This is a genomic window from Streptomyces cylindrosporus (genome assembly GCF_022698165.1).
GTDB lineage: Bacteria > Actinomycetota > Actinomycetes > Streptomycetales > Streptomycetaceae > Streptomyces > Streptomyces cylindrosporus.
On sequence record NZ_JALDAY010000003.1, the window covers coordinates 297873 to 315899 of the forward strand.

General features: G+C 73.2%; 15 protein-coding genes. 4 read left to right on the plus strand and 11 right to left on the minus strand.

Going from position 1 to position 18027, the window contains the following annotated elements; genetic code table 11:
• Window positions 1-18: 18 nt before the first annotated feature.
• Window positions 19-939 (minus strand): LysR family transcriptional regulator, encoded by a 921-nt coding sequence (locus tag MQP27_RS10765; protein ID WP_242764312.1) that lies wholly within the window; start codon window positions 937-939, stop codon window positions 19-21.
• A gap of 105 nt (window positions 940-1044) precedes the next feature.
• On the opposite strand from MQP27_RS10765, the gene lpdA reads away from it, so the two are divergent.
• Window positions 1045-2490, plus strand: coding sequence for a dihydrolipoyl dehydrogenase (lpdA, locus tag MQP27_RS10770; RefSeq protein ID WP_242764314.1), 1446 nt, complete (start codon window positions 1045-1047; stop codon window positions 2488-2490).
• A gap of 178 nt (window positions 2491-2668) precedes the next feature.
• Complete coding sequence (locus MQP27_RS10775; protein WP_242764316.1) at window positions 2669-3919, plus strand: M14 family zinc carboxypeptidase; 1251 nt, start codon at window positions 2669-2671, stop codon at window positions 3917-3919.
• Window positions 3920-3943: 24 nt separating this feature from the next.
• Here MQP27_RS10775 and MQP27_RS10780 read toward each other — a convergent pair whose 3' ends face one another.
• The 3 genes from MQP27_RS10780 to MQP27_RS10790 all read right to left on the minus strand — a co-directional run bounded on the left by MQP27_RS10780 (window position 3944) and on the right by MQP27_RS10790 (window position 6433).
• On the minus strand, window positions 3944-4360 hold the full coding sequence (locus MQP27_RS10780; protein WP_242764318.1) for an SSI family serine proteinase inhibitor: 417 nt from the start codon (window positions 4358-4360) through the stop codon (window positions 3944-3946).
• Entirely contained in the window at window positions 4357-5721 is a 1365-nt protein-coding gene (locus tag MQP27_RS10785; protein ID WP_242764320.1) for a M14 family zinc carboxypeptidase, read from the minus strand. Before MQP27_RS10785 ends, MQP27_RS10780 begins: the two co-directional genes overlap by 4 nt.
• 160 nt (window positions 5722-5881) lie before the next feature.
• Window positions 5882-6433 (minus strand): FHA domain-containing protein, encoded by a 552-nt coding sequence (locus MQP27_RS10790; protein WP_242764322.1) that lies wholly within the window; start codon window positions 6431-6433, stop codon window positions 5882-5884.
• Window positions 6434-6605: 172 nt separating this feature from the next.
• Here MQP27_RS10790 and treZ point away from each other — a divergent pair, with 172 nt between their 5' ends.
• Complete coding sequence (treZ, locus tag MQP27_RS10795) at window positions 6606-8351, plus strand: malto-oligosyltrehalose trehalohydrolase (RefSeq protein ID WP_242764324.1); 1746 nt, start codon at window positions 6606-6608, stop codon at window positions 8349-8351.
• 31 nt (window positions 8352-8382) lie between these two features.
• Here the strand turns inward: treZ and MQP27_RS10800 are convergent, their stop codons facing one another.
• From MQP27_RS10800 to MQP27_RS10820, 5 genes are all read right to left on the minus strand, one after another.
• Window positions 8383-9327, minus strand: coding sequence for an aminoglycoside phosphotransferase family protein (locus MQP27_RS10800; protein ID WP_242764326.1), 945 nt, complete (start codon window positions 9325-9327; stop codon window positions 8383-8385).
• A 47-nt stretch (window positions 9328-9374) separates the two neighbouring features.
• On the minus strand, window positions 9375-10502 hold the full coding sequence (locus MQP27_RS10805) for an aminopeptidase P family protein (protein ID WP_242764328.1): 1128 nt from the start codon (window positions 10500-10502) through the stop codon (window positions 9375-9377).
• A gap of 133 nt (window positions 10503-10635) precedes the next feature.
• Window positions 10636-11253 carry a LysE family translocator gene (locus MQP27_RS10810; protein WP_242764330.1) on the minus strand — a complete coding sequence of 206 codons (618 nt, stop codon included), beginning with the start codon at window positions 11251-11253 and terminating at the stop codon, window positions 10636-10638.
• Window positions 11254-11315: 62 nt separating this feature from the next.
• Window positions 11316-11891: a PDZ domain-containing protein gene (locus MQP27_RS10815; RefSeq protein WP_242764332.1), complete on the minus strand. Its 576-nt coding sequence runs from the start codon at window positions 11889-11891 to the stop codon at window positions 11316-11318.
• 117 nt (window positions 11892-12008) lie between these two features.
• Complete coding sequence (locus MQP27_RS10820; protein WP_242764334.1) at window positions 12009-12875, minus strand: LysR family transcriptional regulator; 867 nt, start codon at window positions 12873-12875, stop codon at window positions 12009-12011.
• An 87-nt stretch (window positions 12876-12962) separates the two neighbouring features.
• Here MQP27_RS10820 and MQP27_RS10825 point away from each other — a divergent pair, with 87 nt between their 5' ends.
• Window positions 12963-13697, plus strand: coding sequence for a CTP synthase C-terminal region-related (seleno)protein (locus tag MQP27_RS10825; protein WP_242764337.1), 735 nt, complete (start codon window positions 12963-12965; stop codon window positions 13695-13697).
• Here the strand turns inward: MQP27_RS10825 and phsA are convergent.
• Both phsA and cyc2 read right to left on the minus strand, forming a co-directional pair.
• A complete protein-coding gene (phsA, locus tag MQP27_RS10830; RefSeq protein WP_278195923.1) occupies window positions 13685-15559 on the minus strand; it encodes an O-aminophenol oxidase PhsA in 1875 nt (624 codons plus the stop codon). The genes MQP27_RS10825 and phsA overlap by 13 nt on opposite strands.
• 117 nt (window positions 15560-15676) lie before the next feature.
• Window positions 15677-17833, minus strand: a complete 2157-nt coding sequence (gene cyc2, locus MQP27_RS10835; RefSeq protein ID WP_242764339.1) for a germacradienol/geosmin synthase Cyc2 — start codon at window positions 17831-17833, stop codon at window positions 15677-15679.
• Between the last annotated feature and the right edge of the window lie 194 nt (window positions 17834-18027).

The window sequence follows — 18027 nt, forward strand, 5'->3', positions numbered from 1 at the left end:
GGGAGGCCAGGGCTTCCGTCACGCACGGCTGTCACCGACGGCTGTCGCGGGCGTGCCCGGCTTCGGCCACACCTCCCGCAGGAGCTCCACGAAGGCCTCCGCGGCGCCGGTCGGCGGCACGCGCGCGAAGACGGTCATCTCGCGCGTCCAGGACGGCTCGTGGGACAGGACGGCGCAGTCCTCGCCGACCGCTCCGCGCACGATGTGCGAAGGCGCGACGCACACGCCGACTCCGGCGGCGGCCATGCGTACGGCCGTCGAGGTGTGCTCGGTCCACACGGCGGTGCGGGGCCGGAAGCCGGCGCGTCCGCAGGCCCGGTCGAGGAAGCGCTCGCCGTGGACGACGGGTTCCATGGCGCAGCGGATCCAGGCGCGGTCCGCGAGCTCGGGCAGGGTCACCGTCGTACGGCCCGCGAAACGGTCGTCGAAGGGCACCACCAGGACCGCCTCCTCCTCGCCGACGGGGACGACGGTGCCGGGCCATTCGGCGGGGGCGGGGCCGACGGCGAGGTCCGCCGTGCCGCGCTCGACCTCCTCCTCCAGGGCCTGGGTCGTCGCGTACTCGTGCAGGTGCAGCAGCACCTGGGGGTGGGCCGCGCGCCAGCGGGCGAAGACGTCGGGGAGGACACCGACCGCGACGGAGTGCACGGCGGCCACATGCAGTTCGCCGCCCTCGGCACCGGCGGCGGCGCGGGCCGCGCGGCGGGCCTGGGCGGCGCTGCGGACCGCGCGTTCGGCGTGCGGGCGGAAGGCGCGGCCCATCGGTGTCAGGCGCACACCGCGCGGCATGCGCTCCAGGAGTGCGCCGCCCACCGAGCGCTCCAGGGCCTTGATCTGGTGCGAGAGGGCGGGCTGGGTGACGTGCAGGGCCTCCGCCGCGCGTGTGAAGGACGCCTCGTCGACGACCGCCAGGAAGTACTCCATCTGCCGCAGACTCATCGCCGCCGCCCCCGCTCCTCGACACCCCGACCCATGAACATCCTGCATCGGTTCCACAAGAACATTGCCTTGGACTCATGGCAAGGGTGGGCGGAGGGTGGAGACATGGCCGACACAAAGGACTTGAGCAGCGCGGACGTCATCGTCGTCGGGGGCGGCACCGGCGGCTACAGCACCGCCCTGCGCGCCGCCGCGCTCGGACTCGACGTCGTGCTCGTCGAACGCGACAAGATCGGCGGGACCTGTCTGCACCGCGGCTGTATCCCGAGCAAGGCGATGCTGCACGCCGCCGAACTCGTCGACGGCATCGCCGAGGCACGCGAGCGCTGGGGCGTGAAGGCGAGCCTGGACGCCGTCGACTGGCCCGCCCTGGTCGCCACCCGCGACGACATCGTGGCCCGCAACCACCGGGGCGTGGAGGCCCATCTCGCCCACGCCGGCGTGCGGGTGGTGCGGGGCAGCGCCCGGCTGACGGGACAGCGCACGGTGCATGTCGAGGGCGCGCGGGATGAGCGCACGCCCCGCGCGCACAACCTCACCGCGCGCCGTGGGATCGTCCTCGCCACCGGCTCACGGCCGCGCACGCTCCCCGGGCTCGAACCGGACGGCCGGCGCGTGGTGACGAGCGACGACGCACTTTTCGCGGACGCGCTCCCGGCGTCCGTGCTGGTGCTCGGCGGAGGTGCGATCGGCGTGGAGTACGCCTCGTTCCACCGGTCCATGGGCGCGGAGGTCACGCTTGTGGAGGCGGCCGAGCGGATCGTGCCGCTGGAGGACGCCGATGTGAGCCGGCACCTGACGCGCGGGCTCAAGAAGCGCGGGGTCGACGTGCAGGCGGGCGCCCGGCTGCTGGACACCGAGCTGTTCGACGACGGCGTACGCGCGCGCGTGCGCACCGCTCGCGGCGAGACCCGCACGGTCGAGGCGGAGCGGCTCCTGGTGGCGGTCGGGCGGGCCCCGGTCACCGACGGCCTCGGCCTGGCCGCCGCGGGCCTGGCGACGGACGCGCGCGGCTTCGTCGTACCGGCGGACTGGTCGCGGCTGGAGACGGCGGTGCCCGGAATCCATGTCGTCGGTGACCTGCTGCCGCCGCCGTCGCTCGGCCTCGCGCACGCGTCGTTCGCGGAAGGACTGCTGGTCGCGGAGACCCTGGCGGGCGTGCCGTCCGTGCCGGTGGACTACGCGGCCGTGCCGCGCGTCACGTACTCGTCGCCGCAGACCGCGTCCGTGGGGCTGAGCGAGGCGGAGGCACGCGCGCGTGGGCACGAGGTGGACGTCGACACCATGCCGTTGACCGCCGTGGCGAAGGGGATGGTGCACGGGCAGGGCGGGATGGTGAAGGTCGTCGCGGAGGCGGGTGGCGGGCAGGTGCTCGGCGTGCATCTGGTGGGCCCGCACGTGTCCGAGATGATCGCCGAGAGCCAGCTGATCGTCGGCTGGGACGCCCACGCCTCGGACGTGGCCCGGCACGTCCACCCGCACCCCACGCTCTCGGAGGCCGTCGGCGAGGCCTTCCTGACGCTCGCCGGACGCGGGCTGCACCAGCAGTGAGCCGGGCCCGCGCCCCCGCCCCCGCGGAGCCCGCGCCCCCCGCTGGCCGCAATGGCCGTTCCGGCTGGCGGTAAATGCATCTGGGCGCCCCCTGGAGGCTCCCCCAGGGTGACCTTGACAGCCACCGGAGACCGTGGGGTACTGCGGATTGCGAAGCCGCCGGGCGGACGTGACGGGGGTGAGTCTCCTGCCGCAGCTGCGCTACCCCACCGTGAGCCAACTCGTCGCATCGGCAAGGGCGTTGGCCGCCCAAAGGCCCGCCCTGTGCACCCTGCGGCAAGTGGGCGTCTCCCGGGCCGGCAGGCCCCTGCACCTGCTGTCCGTGGGCCGTGCCGGGCGCGCCGTCCTGGTCGTGGCCGGCGCCCACGCCAACGAGCCCACGGGCGGTTCCACTCTCCTCGCGCTGGCCGAACGGGTGCTGCACGAAAGGGAGTTGCGCGGCGACACCTCCTGGCACTTCCTGCTGTGCGCGGACCCCGACGGGGCCAGCCTGCACGTCACTCCGGCGCCGCGCTCACTGCTCGACTACCACCTGGGCTTCTTCCGGCCCGCCGCCGAGGAACAGCCCGAGTGGTCGCCGTCGGTGCTGCCGCCCGACCGGCTGCCGCCCGAGACACTGGCGCTGACCAGGGTCATCGACGAGCTGCGCCCCTATCTCCAGGTGACCCTGCACGGGACCGATCTGGGCGGCAGCTGGGTGCAGTTGACCAAGGACATACCGGGTTTGGCCGAGCCGTTCGCCAAGTCCGCGGCGGAGCTGCACATCCCGGTGGAGACGGGCGCCTCGGACGCGGCGGGCTGGTCGGCGTCCGGGCCCGGCGTCCATGTGATGCCCTCGCCCGGCGCGGGCGCCGCCTATCCGAGCATGCCGGACGACGCCCGGCAGAGCACCTGGTACCGCACCCACCTCTACGGCGGCCTGACCGCGGTGGTGGAGGTGCCGATGTGGGCGAGCGACCTGGTCGACGACCCGGCCCCGCACCCCGCGCCCGCCGCGGCGATCCGGCGGCTGGCGCGCCGGCTGCTGCGGGACGGGCTCGAGGTCGAGCGGGTGCTGCGCGACGCCCAGCCGCGCCTCGAGGGCGTCGAGGGGCCGCTGCTGCGGGCCGCGCAGTGGGCGCTGGACCTGGTTCCGGGGCTCGCGGCGGACTGGATGCACACGCCGCCGGCCGACAACACGATGGCGTACGTCGGCAGCGTGGACGCGTTCGGGCGGCGGCTGCCGCTGCGGGCGGCGGCGATGCTGCTGCGGGTCCTGCAGGAGACCGACGACCGCGCGGCGCCGCGCCTGGAGCGGCTCGTGGCGGCCTGGAGCAACGCCTTCGCGGAGCGCTTCCGGGCCCGCTGGGTGCCACTGGAGCACCAGGTCGAACATCAGTCCCGTACCGTCGTCCTGGCGGCACGGCACGCGCGCGACCGGGCGGCCTGAGCCGCCGCCGTCCTCTCGTGTGGGTCAGCCGTCGAGCGCGAACACCGATCCGGTACGTGCGGCCAGCACGCAGGCGTTGGGGTACGTCTGGCCGTAGTCGACCTTCCGGCCGCTCCACTCCCCGCGCGCGTGGACGGTCACCGGGGCGTAGATCATCGGGCAGAAGCCGCTCCTCGGCGGGAGTGCGTCGATGTCGCCGTCCACCGCCGCCAGCTCGGCACACGCCTCGGCCGCGTGCGCGTGGCCCTGGGGCGGGTCGCACAGCAGCAGGGTGCCGCGGGTGTCGCTGGAGCGGGCGTCGCCCTTGGTGACGGTGAGGTAGAGCCAGTTGCCGGGGAAGTGGTCCCGGGCCGTCGCCTGCGCCGGTGCGGCGCCTGCCAGGAGGACGGCGGCGGCGAGCAGGCCGCCCCGTACCGCTTTCGCCGTGGTGCTGATCGTCATTCCAGATGCATCGGCACGGCGGCCTGCGAACCCCACCCCGACTCACCCGAACGAGAGCACGCGGGCGCGTGCCGGGCGGCGAGTTCGAACGCGGCCAGCACCACCCGTGACTGGTACTCCACCTGGCGCGCGACCGGGATCCAGCGCGCCCCGCAGCCGTCGCGGTAGTCGGCGCACCACAGCTCGACGAGCCGGTCGAGGTCCGGCAGCACGCCGGCCGGGTCGCGTCCGGCGGCCGTGACGAGCTGGTGCAGCAGTCCGGCCGTGCGCAGGGCGAGGCGCCGTCCGGCGATGCGCAGGGCGGCGAGGTGGGCGGTGCTCATCGGCGGCAGCGGGCGCGCCCCGTCGGCGACGTCGGGGTCCCATGCGTCGGCGAGCCCTGGGCAGACCAGTAAATAGTCGTCCACCGGGGCGAGCAGGCGTTCCGCGTCCGGAACGCCCGCGACATGCGGGCGGATCCGCGCCAGCAGCACCTCCAGGAGGCGCGCGTCGCGGCGCAGCGTGTGGCTGACGGTGCGCAGCACGGCGGCCGCGTCGGCGGGCGGTGAGCCGTCCGCCACGGCGGCCACGCCCCACATCGGCGCCTCCACGACCGCGGTCACCGTGCCGTACCGGTGCGGGTGGTACCAGGTCGACTCGACGGCGGCCTCGGTGATGGCCGCGGCCAGGTCGCCGAGGCGGGGCGGCGGGATGCGGTAGACGGCGGGCCCGAGGCTGGGCCAGTAGAGGGTGTCGTACGGGCCGAGTTCGCGGGGTATGCCGAGGCGGGCCGCGGTGTGGGCGACGCGCTGGGCGAGGCCGGGCAGGTCGTGGGTGAGCTCGACGAAGCCGCCGCCGACGTCGACGCCGTGCAGGGAGCACTGCAGGAAGGGCCGCAGCTCCTCCTGGAGCTCCAGCAGGGTGCGGGTCTCCGGGAGTACGGCGCGGTCGGCGCCGTCGGGCAGCCACTCGGGCTGTTCCAGGAAGCCGGGGCGGAAGAAGTTCCGGAAGTACCGGCCGAGGGTGTACGGGCCGTGCAGCCAGCCCTCGTTGCGGCGCAGCCCGTCGGGGTCGAGGGAGAGCAGCAGGTTCCAGGTGGCGTCGGCGCCCTCGGTGAACCGCGGGTCGGCCAGGGCGCGTTCGGCCAGGCGCAGCACGGTGGCGCCGCCGACGGGTTCGTTGGCGTGCGGGCCGGCGACGACGAGGGCCTGACGGCTGCCGTGACCGACGGAAAGCAGCCACAGGGGAGTTCCGCCGCGGGAGGTCCCCACGCGGCGCAGACGGGCGTCCCCGGGACGCCGTGCGACGAGTGCTGCCGCCCGCGCGCCGAGTTCGTCGACGGTCGGGTAGCGCAGGAGGGGCGGCAGGGCACACCTCCACAATGCGGTGCCGTCGGTTCACCTGACGTACATGGCGTACGCACAGTCAGTCACGACTTGGGTGGTACGTCAACACCGCGGTTGAGAAAGGGATTTGAGCCATCGCACCAGGTCAACAGCCTGTCATGTTCAGGCCAAAGCTAAGGTGTGACTCAGTCGCCGTTCAGTCGGCGGCGAGCCGGAAGGACATCCGCCCGAAGCCGACCTGGTCGCCCTCGCGCACCACGGCGGCGCCGATGACCCGCCGTCCGTTCACCGTCGTGCCGTTGGTCGAGCCCAGGTCGCGCAGCACCCACATGCCGCCCTGGCGGCTCAGTTCGGCGTGCACCCGGGACACGGTCTCGTGCGTGAGGCGCAGGCCGTTGGCCGGATCGCGTCCGATGCGCAGGGAGTGGCCGCCCGCCGGATGCGGCAGCAGCAGCTTGGGCAGGCGCTCGGCCTGCCAGGCCCGGCGCAGCCGCACGGTGAAGCCGGAGACCGCCTCGACGGTGCCGAAGACGGCGCGCGCGAAGCGGCTCTCCTGGGGCAGGTCCGCGGTGAGCGCGACGAGTTCGTCGGAGCGGCGGGCGGCGAGGGCCAGTTCCATCCGGCGGATGAACGTGTCGTGCGAGAGCCTTCCCATGGCGACGCCGTCACGGAGCACCTTCAGCGCCTTGTCGCGCTCCACGTCGGACAGCCGCGCGGGGTACGTGTTGGACTCGAAGGACGACGTCACGTTGGTGATTGTCGGTCAGTGAACCCCGGGTGTCCAGAAAACGAGAAAACGCCCGCCACGCGCGCGTACCTGACGACACCGGCCGCAAACGGGGTGATTCACAGGCGGATTGATCGCGTTTCGAGGACGATGGACGGGCTACATCACGGTGAGCAGACGAAGGGGACCGTCCGTGCAGTTCGAGGTGTGGGCACCGCAGGCCGGCCGGGTGACGTTGCAGTGCGACGGCACCACGCGCGCGTTGGAACGCGATCCGGAGCGGGAGGGTTGGTGGCGGACGGAGGCCGAGGCGCGGGACGGCTCGCGGTACGGCTTCGCGGTCGACGACGGGCCCGTGCTGCCCGATCCCCGCTCGCGCCGCCAGCCGGACGGCCCGGACGGGCTGAGCGCGGTCGTCGACCACGGACGGTACGCGTGGCGCGCCGAGTGGGCCGGGCGGGCGCTGCCGGGCGCGGTGCTGTACGAGCTGCACGTGGGCACGTACACGCGCGAGGGCACCCTGGACGCGGCCGCCGAGCGGCTCGGGCATCTCGTGGAACTGGGCGTCACGCACGTCGAGTTGATGCCGCTGTGCCCGTTCCCCGGGCGGCACGGCTGGGGGTACGAGGGTGTCTCCCTGTGGGCCGTGCACGAGCCGTACGGCGGACCCGAGGGGCTGAAACGGTTCGTCGACCGGGCGCACGAACTCGGGCTCGGCGTGGTCCTGGACGTCGTGCACAACCATCTGGGGCCGTCGGGGAACTACCTGCCCGTGTTCGGGCCGTACTTCACGGACACGCACCACACGCCGTGGGGTTCCGCGGTGAACCTGGACGCGCCGGGGTCGGACGAGGTGCGGGCCTATCTGCTGGGCAGTGCGCTCGCCTGGCTGCGGGACTACCGGGTCGACGGGCTGCGGCTGGACGCGGTGCACGCGCTCGCGGACACGCGCGCGTGCCACTTCCTGGAGGAGCTGTCGACGGCCGTGGACGCCCTCGCGGCCGAGACGGGCCGGCCGCTGTTCCTGATCGCCGAGTCCGACCTGAACGACCCGCGGCTCATCACGCCCCGCGAGGGGGGCGGGCTCGGGCTGCACGCGCAGTGGAACGACGACTTCCACCACGCCCTGCACACCGCGCTGACCGGCGAGTCCCAGGGCTACTACGCCGACTTCGGGCGCGCTCCGATGGCCGCGGTCGCCAAGACGCTCACCCGCGGGTACTTCCACGACGGTACGTACTCCAGCTTCCGGGGCCGCCACCACGGGCGCCCCCTGGACAGCACGCGCGTGGCCGCGCACCGGCTGCTCGGCTACAGCCAGACCCACGACCAGATCGGCAACCGCGCCCAGGGGGACCGGCTTTCGGCGACCCTCTCCCCCGGCCTGCTGGCCTGTGCGGCCGCGCTGACCCTCACGGCGCCCTTCACGCCGATGCTCTTCATGGGCGAGGAGTGGGCGGCGGGCACGCCCTGGCAGTTCTTCACCGACCACACCGATCCGGAGCTGGCCGAGGCCGTACGGCGGGGCAGGCGGCGGGAGTTCGCGGCGCACGGGTGGGCGGAGGAGGACGTGCCCGACCCGCAGGACCCGGCGACCCGTGACCGTTCCTGCCTCGACTGGACCGAGCCGGAGAACGAGCCCCACGCGCGCGTGCTCGCCTGGTACCGCCGCCTCGTCGCACTGCGCCACGAACAGGCCGACCTCACGGATCCCGACCTCGCCGACACCAAGGTGGCCTACGACGAACAGGAACGCTGGCTGGCCTTCCGCCGCGGAGACGTCCGAGTGGCCGTCAACCTCGCGAAGTCCCCGGCAGCGATCCCCCTGGGCCCACGCCACGCGCGCGTACTGGCCGCGTGGGAGCCGGTGGAGGCCCCGGGGGCGGACGGGGTGCTGCATGTGCCGGGGGAGTCGGCGGTGGTGCTGTTGCAGGGGTGAGGGCGTCGGGGCGGCGGGGCGGGCGCGCCCCCTACAGCTCCTCGTCCGCCTCCTCGTCCCGCAGTTCCGTCACCCTCTCCAGCAGGATCGCCTCCCAGGCGCGGCGGAGTCGCAGCCTCAGGAGAGGCAGCGGGTCGGTGTTTCCGTCCTCCAGGCGGGCCGCCAGGCGGATCAGCGTGTCGCAGCGGGCCAGCCACAGGCCGCGGAGGCAGGGGCGGGCGCCGTAGCCGGCGAGGGTGGCGGCGCGGACGGCCGCCGGGGAGCCGACGGCGGTCGCGAGGCCCGCGATGTCCTCGGCGGGGTCGCCGACGACCGCGTGGGTCCAGTCGAGGACGCCGCGCACCCGCCCGTCGGCGCTGACGACGAGGTGCTCGCCCGTGAGGTCGTGGTGGACCAGGACGGCCGTGCCGGGCTGGGCCGCGAGCTGGACGGCGGCCGGCAGGGTGAGCTGCTGCAGGCGGGCCGCGTCGAACTCGTCGGCCGCGGCCAGGCGCCCGGCGGCGCGTTCGGCGGCCCGCCGCAGCGCCTCCAGGGAGCGCGGGGCGACACGCGGCACGCCGAGCGTCTCGGCCTGCCGCGCGGGCACCTCCCGCAGCCCCGTGAGCAGCCCGGCGAGGTCGGCCTCGCCGACCGCGGACACGTCGTGCTCCTCCGCCGAGCCGCCCGGCACCCTGGTGTCGAGCGTGTACGTCAGCCCGGGCGCCCACTCGCCGTGCGCCACGCCGGTCGGCACGGCGACCGGGAGGTGCGGGCGCACCAGGTCCCGCAGGCGCAGTTCGCGGCGCTGCCGGACCGCGGCCTCCCGGTCGGGGGCGAGGCGCAGCACATGGCGGGCGCCGACCCACCAGGTGGAGTGCTCGCCGCCCTCGGCGACGGGCCGCACCTCGGGCCCGGCGGCGCCTCCCGCACCGTCCTTGAGCAGGGAACTGACCAGCCGGCGGACGGTGTCCGCGGTGGGTGTCGGTGCCTGGGTCATGGTCGCGCCGTCGTCACTCGGGGGTGTTGGGGCTCCTGGTGGCTGCTTCAGTCCACTATGACCATCTCGCGGTCGGTGTTGTTGAGCCGGCGCCCGCCGTCCGCGGTGACGGTGACGATGTCCTCGATGCGCACACCGAACCGCCCGGGCAGATAGACGCCGGGTTCGACCGAGAAGCACATGCCGGGCACGAGGGGCTGCTGTTCGCCCTCGATCATGTACGGCGGTTCGTGCGTGGTGACGCCGATGCCGTGCCCGGTGCGGTGGATGAAGTACTCGCCGTACCCGGCGTCGTCGATGACCGCGCGGGCGGCCCGGTCGACTTCCTGGCAGGCGACGCCGGGCCGCACCGCCCGGAAACCGGCCTCCTGGGCCTCGCGCACCAGGTCGTGCACGCGGCGCTCCTCGTCGGTGGGTTCGCCGACGTGGACGGTGCGGGAGGTGTCGGAGCCGTAGCCGTCCTTGAGGCCGCCGAAGTCGAGGACGACCATGTCGCCGCGTTCGATGACGCGGTCGCCGACCTCGTGGTGCGGGTTGGCGCCGTTCGGTCCCGAGGCGACGATGGTGAAGTCGACCTGGGAGTGCCCGAACTTCCGCAGCAGGTCGGCGAGGTCCGCGCCGACCGCGGACTCCTTGCGGCCCGCGAAGGGAACCTTCCGGATCTCCTCGAACGTTGCGTCAGCGGCCGCTCCCGCGGCCGCCATGAGATCGAGTTCCGCCGCGTCCTTGACCGCGCGCAGCATCGGCAGGGCCTCGGTGAGGGAGGCGTACGAGGTGCCGGGCAGCGCCCGCTGCAGGCCCAGGAGGTGCATCGCCCAGGCGTTGTCGCTGATGCCGAAGCGGCCGCTGACGTCGAGGAGGGCGGCGGTCGCGGCGTAGGGGTCCTTGCCGTCGGTCCAGTCGCGCAGGTTCAGGGCGGGCGCGCCGGCCGCCTCGGCCGCGTCGGGGGCCTCCAGGGTGGGCACGACGAGGACGGGGGCGCGTCCCTGGGCCAGGACCAGCAGGGTGAGCCGTTCGGTGGCCGCGGTGGGCGCGTAGCCGGTCAGCCACACCAGGTCCGGGCCGGGTGCCACGAGGAGCCCGGCGAGCCCCGCGTCGGCGGCGGCACGCGCCGCGCGGTCCATACGGGCCCGGTAGTCGTCGGCGGTGAAGGGCGCGAGCGTGCTGCCGGTCATCCGGGCCTCCCTGAGCGGGTGAAAGGACCACAAGGGACTACGGGCAGCATCCTGCCCGTACAGCGGGGGCGGCGCGACCGGTCTGCGCGTCTTGGCGGTGCTCCGGCGGTCACGAGCGTCGGCTCTCCAGGCCTCAGCCCTCGAGGGCCAGGCGCACCCCGAGCAGGAGCAGTACGCCTCCGGAGACCTGTTCCAGGCGCCGGCGCACCCCGGCGCGGGACAGCACGGCCCGCATCCGGCCGACGAACCACACGTACAGGCCGTAGTAGCCGACCTCGTAGACCGCCCAGAGCGCGGCGAGTCCGACCATGGCCGGCAGATGCGGGGCGCCCTCGGGTACGAACTGCGGCAGGAAGGACATCGCGAAGACGGCCGCCTTGGGGTTGGCGAGGTTGAGCAGCAGACCGCCGCGGTAGGCGGCCCAGCCGCTCTTCCCGCCGGCCTCCCAGCCGTCCGTGGCGTCCTTGCTGCGCCGGGCCCGGCGCAGCGCCTGGACGCCGAAGCCGACGAGGACGACCGCGCCGACGACCCGCATCACGTCGTACGCCACTTCGGAGGCCGCGAGCAGCGCGGTCAGGCCGAGGGCGGCGACGACGCCCCAGACGAACACGCCGGTCTCGTTGCCGAGCACGGTGAGGAAACCGGAGCGCCTGCTGTGCAGCGACTGCTTGATGATCAGCACGGTGCTGGGCCCGGGCGAGGCGGCGATCAGCGTACAGGCGCCGAGGAAGGCGAGAAGGGTGCTCAGCATGGGCTCATCGTGGCCGGTACGGCCGGACCGGACCAGTGGTTTTCACGGGTGGACGTGTTTGCTCAGGTGACGAAGCCGGGTACGACCGTCAACTGCTGGTAGCCGCCGCTTCGGTGACGGACCGTCAGGGTGATCTCGGTGCCGGGGCGGGTGTCGGCGACGGCTCGGGCGAGGTCCGCGGCCGAGTCGATCCGGGTCCGGTCGTAGGCGAGGAGTACGTCGCCGCGGACCAGGCCGGCCGTGTAGCCCGGGCCCGGGACGTGCACGCCGACGATCAGGGCGCCGGCCTTGTCGGCGTCCACGGCCTCCAGGCCGAGGGTCGCCATGGGGGGCGCCGGGGACGTGGACGGGAACGGGGACGGTGTCGCGGTGGGCGGCGGCGCCGAAGGACCGGGGTGGGCCCGGGCCTCGCGCTGCAGGTCGGCGAGTTTGCTCATGCCGATGACCGTGGCGCCGACCGTGCCGATGCCGATCCCGGACAGCACCAGGACCGTTCCGACGAACAGGCCGAAGAGCGCGGCCCGCAGCCGTCGGGCCCGTCGGCGCGCGGCATGCGGGCGCCGGGCCGGGACGCTGGGCCGGGTGCGGCCGGGGTCCTGGCCCGGCATCGGCTTGGGACGCAACGCTGTCTGTTCCATGGATCGCCTCCGGCTGGATCGCTACCCGGGGCGCCGGCGCACGACGAGCCACGAACGAGTGAGACTGACCGGCGGTCAAGTACGGAAGCCGTGCGTCTCCCGCGGCGGCGCGCGAGGTCAGGCGCGTGCGCCCAGCGCCTTTGCCAGCGCCGCGGGCGCTCCGCGGAGTGAGCCGGTGCACACCAGTTCCGTGCGGTGTACGACCCGTGGGTGCGTGAGCGGGACGGCGACCGTGCCCGGCACTCCGGTGGCCGCGGACCGCGGCAGCAGGGCGAGGCCGCGGCCCGCGGCGGCCAGGGCTGTGAGGGTGCGGACGTCGGTGCCCTCGTATCGCAGGGCGGGGCGGAAGCCGTGGCCGCCGTTCGCAGCGCGCAGCTGGGGCAGCGGGAGTCCCGCGTCCGGGGCGTCGAGCCAGCGGGCGTCGGCGAGGTCGCCGAGGCGCAGTCCCGGGCGCCGGGCCAGCGGGTGCGAGGCGGGCAGGAGCACGCACACCGGCTCCTCCCCCACGCCGTGCGTGGTCAGCGGCGCCACGTCGGGCAGGCGCAGCGGGTCGCTGGGCGCGGCCAGGCCGTCGACCAGGCCGAGGTCCGCGGTGCCGGTGGCGACGGTGGCCGGGATGTCGTCGCGGGGCAGGACGCGCAAGGTGACGCCGGCCGCGGGGAGGGCGGCGACGGCCTCGGGGGTGAGCGCGGTGGGGGCGGCGGCGAGCGTCAGGCCGTGTTCGGGGGCGGATGCCATCCGTACGACGTCCGCGCGGGCCGCGTCGAGGCGCAGCAGCAGCGGGCCCGCGTGTTCGAGCAGTCGATCACCGGCCGCGGTCGGGGCGACCGGGCGGCGGGTGAGGAGGGGCGCGCCCAGGTCCTGTTCGAGGGCCGCGATGTGCTGGGACACCGCCGACTGGGTGTAGCCGAGCTCGCGGGCGGCCTCGGAGAAGGAGGCGAGGCGGGCGACGGTGACGTAGGTGCGCAGGAGGTGCGGGTCCATGCCCACCAGGGTGCCATCAGGCGGGCTTATCGAGAGTGCAGAAATCATCGTTGGACGCGATGCGGGGGCGGTGCCCAGGATGAGGACATGCCGAACAACGCAGCCCGTATCGCGAAGATCGCCCTGGTCGGGGACCGCTCCCCCAACGTCGTGGCGCACACGCGCATCCCGCTTCTGCTCGACGCCCTCGCCGAACGCGAGCGGCTGGTCCTCGACTCCTACTGGATCCCGTCCGAGGACGCGGAGGAGGTGGGCGCGGTGCACGGGTTCGACGCCGTGTGGGTGGTGCCCGGCAGCCCGTACCGCAGCCAGGCGGGCGTGCTGTCGGCCGTCCGCACCGCACGTGAGGACGGCATCCCGTTCCTCGGCACCTGCGGCGGGTTCCAGCACGCCATGCTGGAGTTCGCCCGCAACGTGTGCGGGCTGACCCGGGTGGCGCACGCGGAGAGCGACCCGGACGCCGAGGACCTGCTGATCGAGCCGCTGGCCTGCTCACTCGTCGGCCACGAGGGCGTGGTCGCGCTCGAAGCGGACTCGCTGGCCCAGTCCGTGATCGGTTCGGAGCGCACGGTGGAGCGCTACTTCTGCAAGTACGGCCCCTCCCGTCATCTCGACACGCTGCGCGCGCACGGGATGCGCTTCTCCGGCCTCGACGAGGACGGCAACGTCCGCATGGCCGAACTCCCCGGCCATCCCTTCTTCCTGGCCTCCCTCTTCCAGCCGGAGCTGGCGGGCGACGGCTCACGCCCGCACCCGATGGTCCGGGCGCTTGCGCGAGCCGCCGTGGAGCACGCGGCGCGTGCGGAGACTCAGCCGGTGTGACCCTCCCCGTGGCTGCCGTGCGCCCCGCCGTGGTCGAACCTCAGCGCCTCCTCGGGCATCACGACGAAGGGCCGCATCATGCCCATGTCCTCGTGTTCGAGGAGGTGGCAGTGGTACATGAACCGGCCGTACGCGCCGTCGAACCTGCCCATGACGCGCAGGATCTGACCGCCGGGCACCCGGAACACGTCCTTGTACCCGAGTTCGTTGGGCGCCAGCGGGAGCTGGGTGCCCGCGTCGAAGGCGATCGGCGTGTGAGTGCCGCCGACCGCCGGGTCGAAGCCCGAGACGTCGTAGGCGTCCCGGCCCAGCAGCTGGAAGTCGGCCAGGTGGATGTGCATCGGGTGGACGATCGGCGCGAGGTTGAGGAAGCTCCACTGCTCGTAGGAGCCCTCGGCGATGGTGAAGCCCAGGCCGTCGTTGAACGTCCTGGAGGTGCGCCGGTACGTCTTCGTCGTGCCGTCGGCTCCCTTGAGCTGGATGACGCCGTCCGCGGGGACCTGGATGTCACCGGGGTCGGTGACCTCGGTCATCTCCCAGATCTCCGGGTGGCCGCCGGCCCCCTTGGTGGCGGGCGGGGTGAGCACGATCAGGCGGTGGCCGTGCGGGATGTCGTGCGTGAGCCGGCGGAAGGAGCCGGAGAGCACCTCGGGCAGCTCGAAGGTGTCCGTCCCCGCGCAGTCGCCGACGCGGAACTCCAGGACGGCCGGGTAGCGTACGTCACCCGCCGGGTCGGGCACGCCCGCGGGCTGGTTGCGGCCCTTGTTGACCAGGCGGAGCTTCCTGCCCGCGAGGCCCCGGAAGTCGACGAGGAGGTCGAAGCGCTCGGCCGGGGCGGCAGTGAGTGTCGGCAGCGCGGCGTCGAAGTCGACCGGGACCGGGCGGGGCAGCAGCCCGCCGTCGCTGCCGATCTGGTGGACGACGCCCGGCACCGGGTTGTCCTCCTCGTCGACCAGGACGAGGTTGTAGATGCGCGCGTTGGACGCGTTGACCAGCCGGAAGCGGTACCAGGCCGCGTCCACTTCGGCGTACGGCCAGATGCGGCCGTTGACCGTGGTGTACGGGCCGGTGAACGGGAGGGTGACCGGCTTGCCGGTCTCCGGGTTCTGCTGCTGGACGATCACCGTCTTGTGCAGCAGCCGGCCGTTGAGGCGGCCGTCCTCGTCGGTGTCCAGGTTGCGGTCGGCGAGCAGCAGCGGGATCTCCCGCTCCCCGCCGGGGAGCCCGAGGGCGTCCTCCTCGTCGTCACGGACGAGGTAGGTGCCGTACAGGCCCGTGTGCACGTTCCACCGCGTGATGTTCATGGCGTGGTCGTGGTACCACCACTGCACCGCCTGGTGCTCGTTCGGGTACTCCGAGAGCTGGGCGTCACCGTATCCGACCGCGTTGTCCGCCCAGCCGTCGTTGCCGCCGCCCGTCTGGGCGCCGTGCAGGTGGGTCACCGACCAGGCGGGCAGGGCGGCGACGTCCTTGTTCGGCTCGGCGCCGCCGCGGCCGGGCTCGGTGTTCGGCGGTGCGGAGCCCGGCGCGCCGAGCGGCACCTCCACCGAAGTGACCGGGTACTCGCCGCCCTTGGGGATCCGGTTGGTCCAGGCGATCCGGACGCGCTGCCCCCGGCGCACCTCGATGGTCGGGCCCGGCACCTGGCCGTCGTAACCCCACATCAGGGTCGGCGGGAGCTGCGGGTGCAGCCGGATCCAGGTCGGGCGCAGGGCGATCTCCGTCTCGCGCAGGACGTCCCCGGAGCCGGGCCGCAGTACCGGCGGGACGGGCAACCGCGCCACGTACGGCGCCAGTTCGTCCGGAGCCGGTGCCGCGTCCCCCGTACCGCCCTCGGTGATCCTCTCGATGATGTCGGTCAAGATCGAACACCCCCGTGTGTTCTGTGGTCTTGTTCCCTCACCTCACAGGACTCGTGGCGCATCGCCGAAGTTCCGGGAATGCCCTGTTCCGCCCGAAAGGGTGAAAGATTCCGGACATCATGGAACGGGTACCGCGGGCGGCTGATCGGGGACGAAGGCGTGGGTGCGGCGGGACAGGTAGTCCGACTTGTATCGGTCGACCGTCCGGTGCCAGTTGAGGATGCCCGCCATCCAGTTCTGGAGGTCCTTCACATAGTTCCGCATGATCTCGCGTGCCTCGTCCGAGAGGTCGAAGTCGTCGTGGACGACGGGCAGTTCGTTCTCCGCGACGTGCTGGAACTGCTGCATGCGCTGGGTCATGAGGTCGTGCACGACGGAGAGGGCGGTCGGGTAGTCCACGCCGAAGAAGTTCTGCACGACCAGGATCGCGTTGTGGATCTCGCCCTCGTACTCGATCTCCTTCTGGTACGAGAAGACGTCGTTGACCAGGCACGCGTAGTCGATCGCGGCGTTCTCCAGGGAGCGGACCGGGCCGCTGCGGTAGACCTCGGGCGGTACGGCGGGGCCGTGGCCCATGCGGCACAGGCTGAGGGTGAGGTCGGAGCCGAAGGTGGCGCGGCGCATCTCCAGATAGTCGACGGGGTCGGGGATGCGGTTCTGCAGCTGGTTGGACAGCTCCCACACCCAGCTCTCGGTCATCACGTTCACCGAGTCCTTGAGCGTGCGCCGTTCGTCCGGGGTCATCGCCGCCGTGGTCCGTGCCCAGAGGTCGATCAGGCCGCGCTCCATGCCGTTGGCCGGTGCGACGGTCGCCTCGCCGTCGACGGGCATGCAGTCGGCCAGGCGCTGTGTGGTCAGGCGGGCGGCGGCCAGGTCGCGGCGGTTGCCGAAGACGAGCGGGTAGTAGTCGTCGCCGTAGGTGCCCCAGGCGAGCCACTGGGCGCTGAGGTCGAGGGCCTCGGGGGTGGCGTCCGGGTCGAGGCCCGCCGAGCAGAGCGCGAGGTCGCACGCGGCGAGCTTGTCCTCGTCCCAGACGCCCTCCTGGAGCATGCCCATGGCGTGCATCCAGGCGGTGAGCCGGGGCCGCGCGGCCTCCAGATGGGGGCTCAGCTCCACCTCGAAGGGCATGTGGAAGTCGGGCAGCACGGACGGGCCGACCTTCTGGAAGGGCACGTGCGTGTACGCGCGCAGGCGCTCGGCGCCGGCCGCCGCGAGCAGCGCGCCGACGTCGGCGGCGGAGGTGCCGGGGCCGGTCAGGCCGTGCCAGGGACGCGCGGTACGCGCGCGTGCGTTCATGTACCTGCTGGAGCGCATGTGCCATTCGTGGCCGCCGGACTGCCAGTCCTGAAGGCCCCGCGTGTAGTTGGCGACGGCGGCGGCCTCGGGCGGGGTGAGACCTTTCTCCAGGGCGAGTGCGGGCACTTCGGTGAGCGCGGTGTGCTCGAACTGGTGCAGGCGTGAGGTCAGGATGTCGTTGACGGTGTCGGCGGCCTCCTGGGTGGTGCAGTCGAAGAAGGTCTCCAGGACGAGCACGCCGTTGCTGTTCTCGCCCTCGTCCTCGACCTCGCGCTGGTAGGAGAACAGGTCGTTGCGCAGGTGGACGGCGTCCGAGAAGGTCTCCATCAGCACCCTGAGCGGCCTCGACCCCGCGACGGACGCGGGGACTTCGGCGGTCGCGTACTCCACGAGCCCCGCCGACCAGGGCGCTCCGCCGACCTTGCGGCGCATCTCGATGTACTCGACGGGGTTGGCGATCCGGCCCTCGTTGATGTTGGACAGCTCCCACAGGGACTCGTTGAGCAGGTGCTCGGTCGCCACGGCGAAACGGCGGCGCCAGTCGGCGGACATCGACGGCACCGTGCGCGTCCACAGGTCGGCGAGTCCGGCCTCGACGGGGTTCTCGGGCTCGGGCATCGGGGTCGACAGGTCCATCGGCATGAACAGGGGCAGCCGGTCCAGGTAGGCCTTGCCGCCCGCGCGGTCCTGGCTGCGCTTGAAGGTCTCCAGGAAGTGGTCGTCGAAGAAGAAGACCCACACGTACCAGTCGGTGATCAGCGAGAGCGCGGGGCCGTCGCAGTCGGGATGGGTGTAGGCGCAGAGCAGTCCGTAGTCGTGCGCGTCGAGGTCGGACTGCTCCCAGATCCCGGATCCCTCCAGCATGCCCATCTCGCGCGCCCACGCGGTCGAGTGGGCGCGGGCCTCGTCGACATGCGGGTTCAGCCGCGCGGGGTACGGCATGTAGAAGTGCGGGAGTTCGAAGGGCTGCTGCGTCATGGCCCGGGCTCTACCCAGGGCCCCGGAAGGGCATCCGCGGGGCGGGACATGATCACACCATCGCGTGAATCGAGGGTGAATCCGGGAGTTCTGACGGGCCCTTGTGGCGTTCATCTCTACGCGCGCAGACTACGGGAGTTCACGTGTCCCCAAGTCCTCGGACATCTCGTCCGTCTCGCAGGAACCGGAGCCCC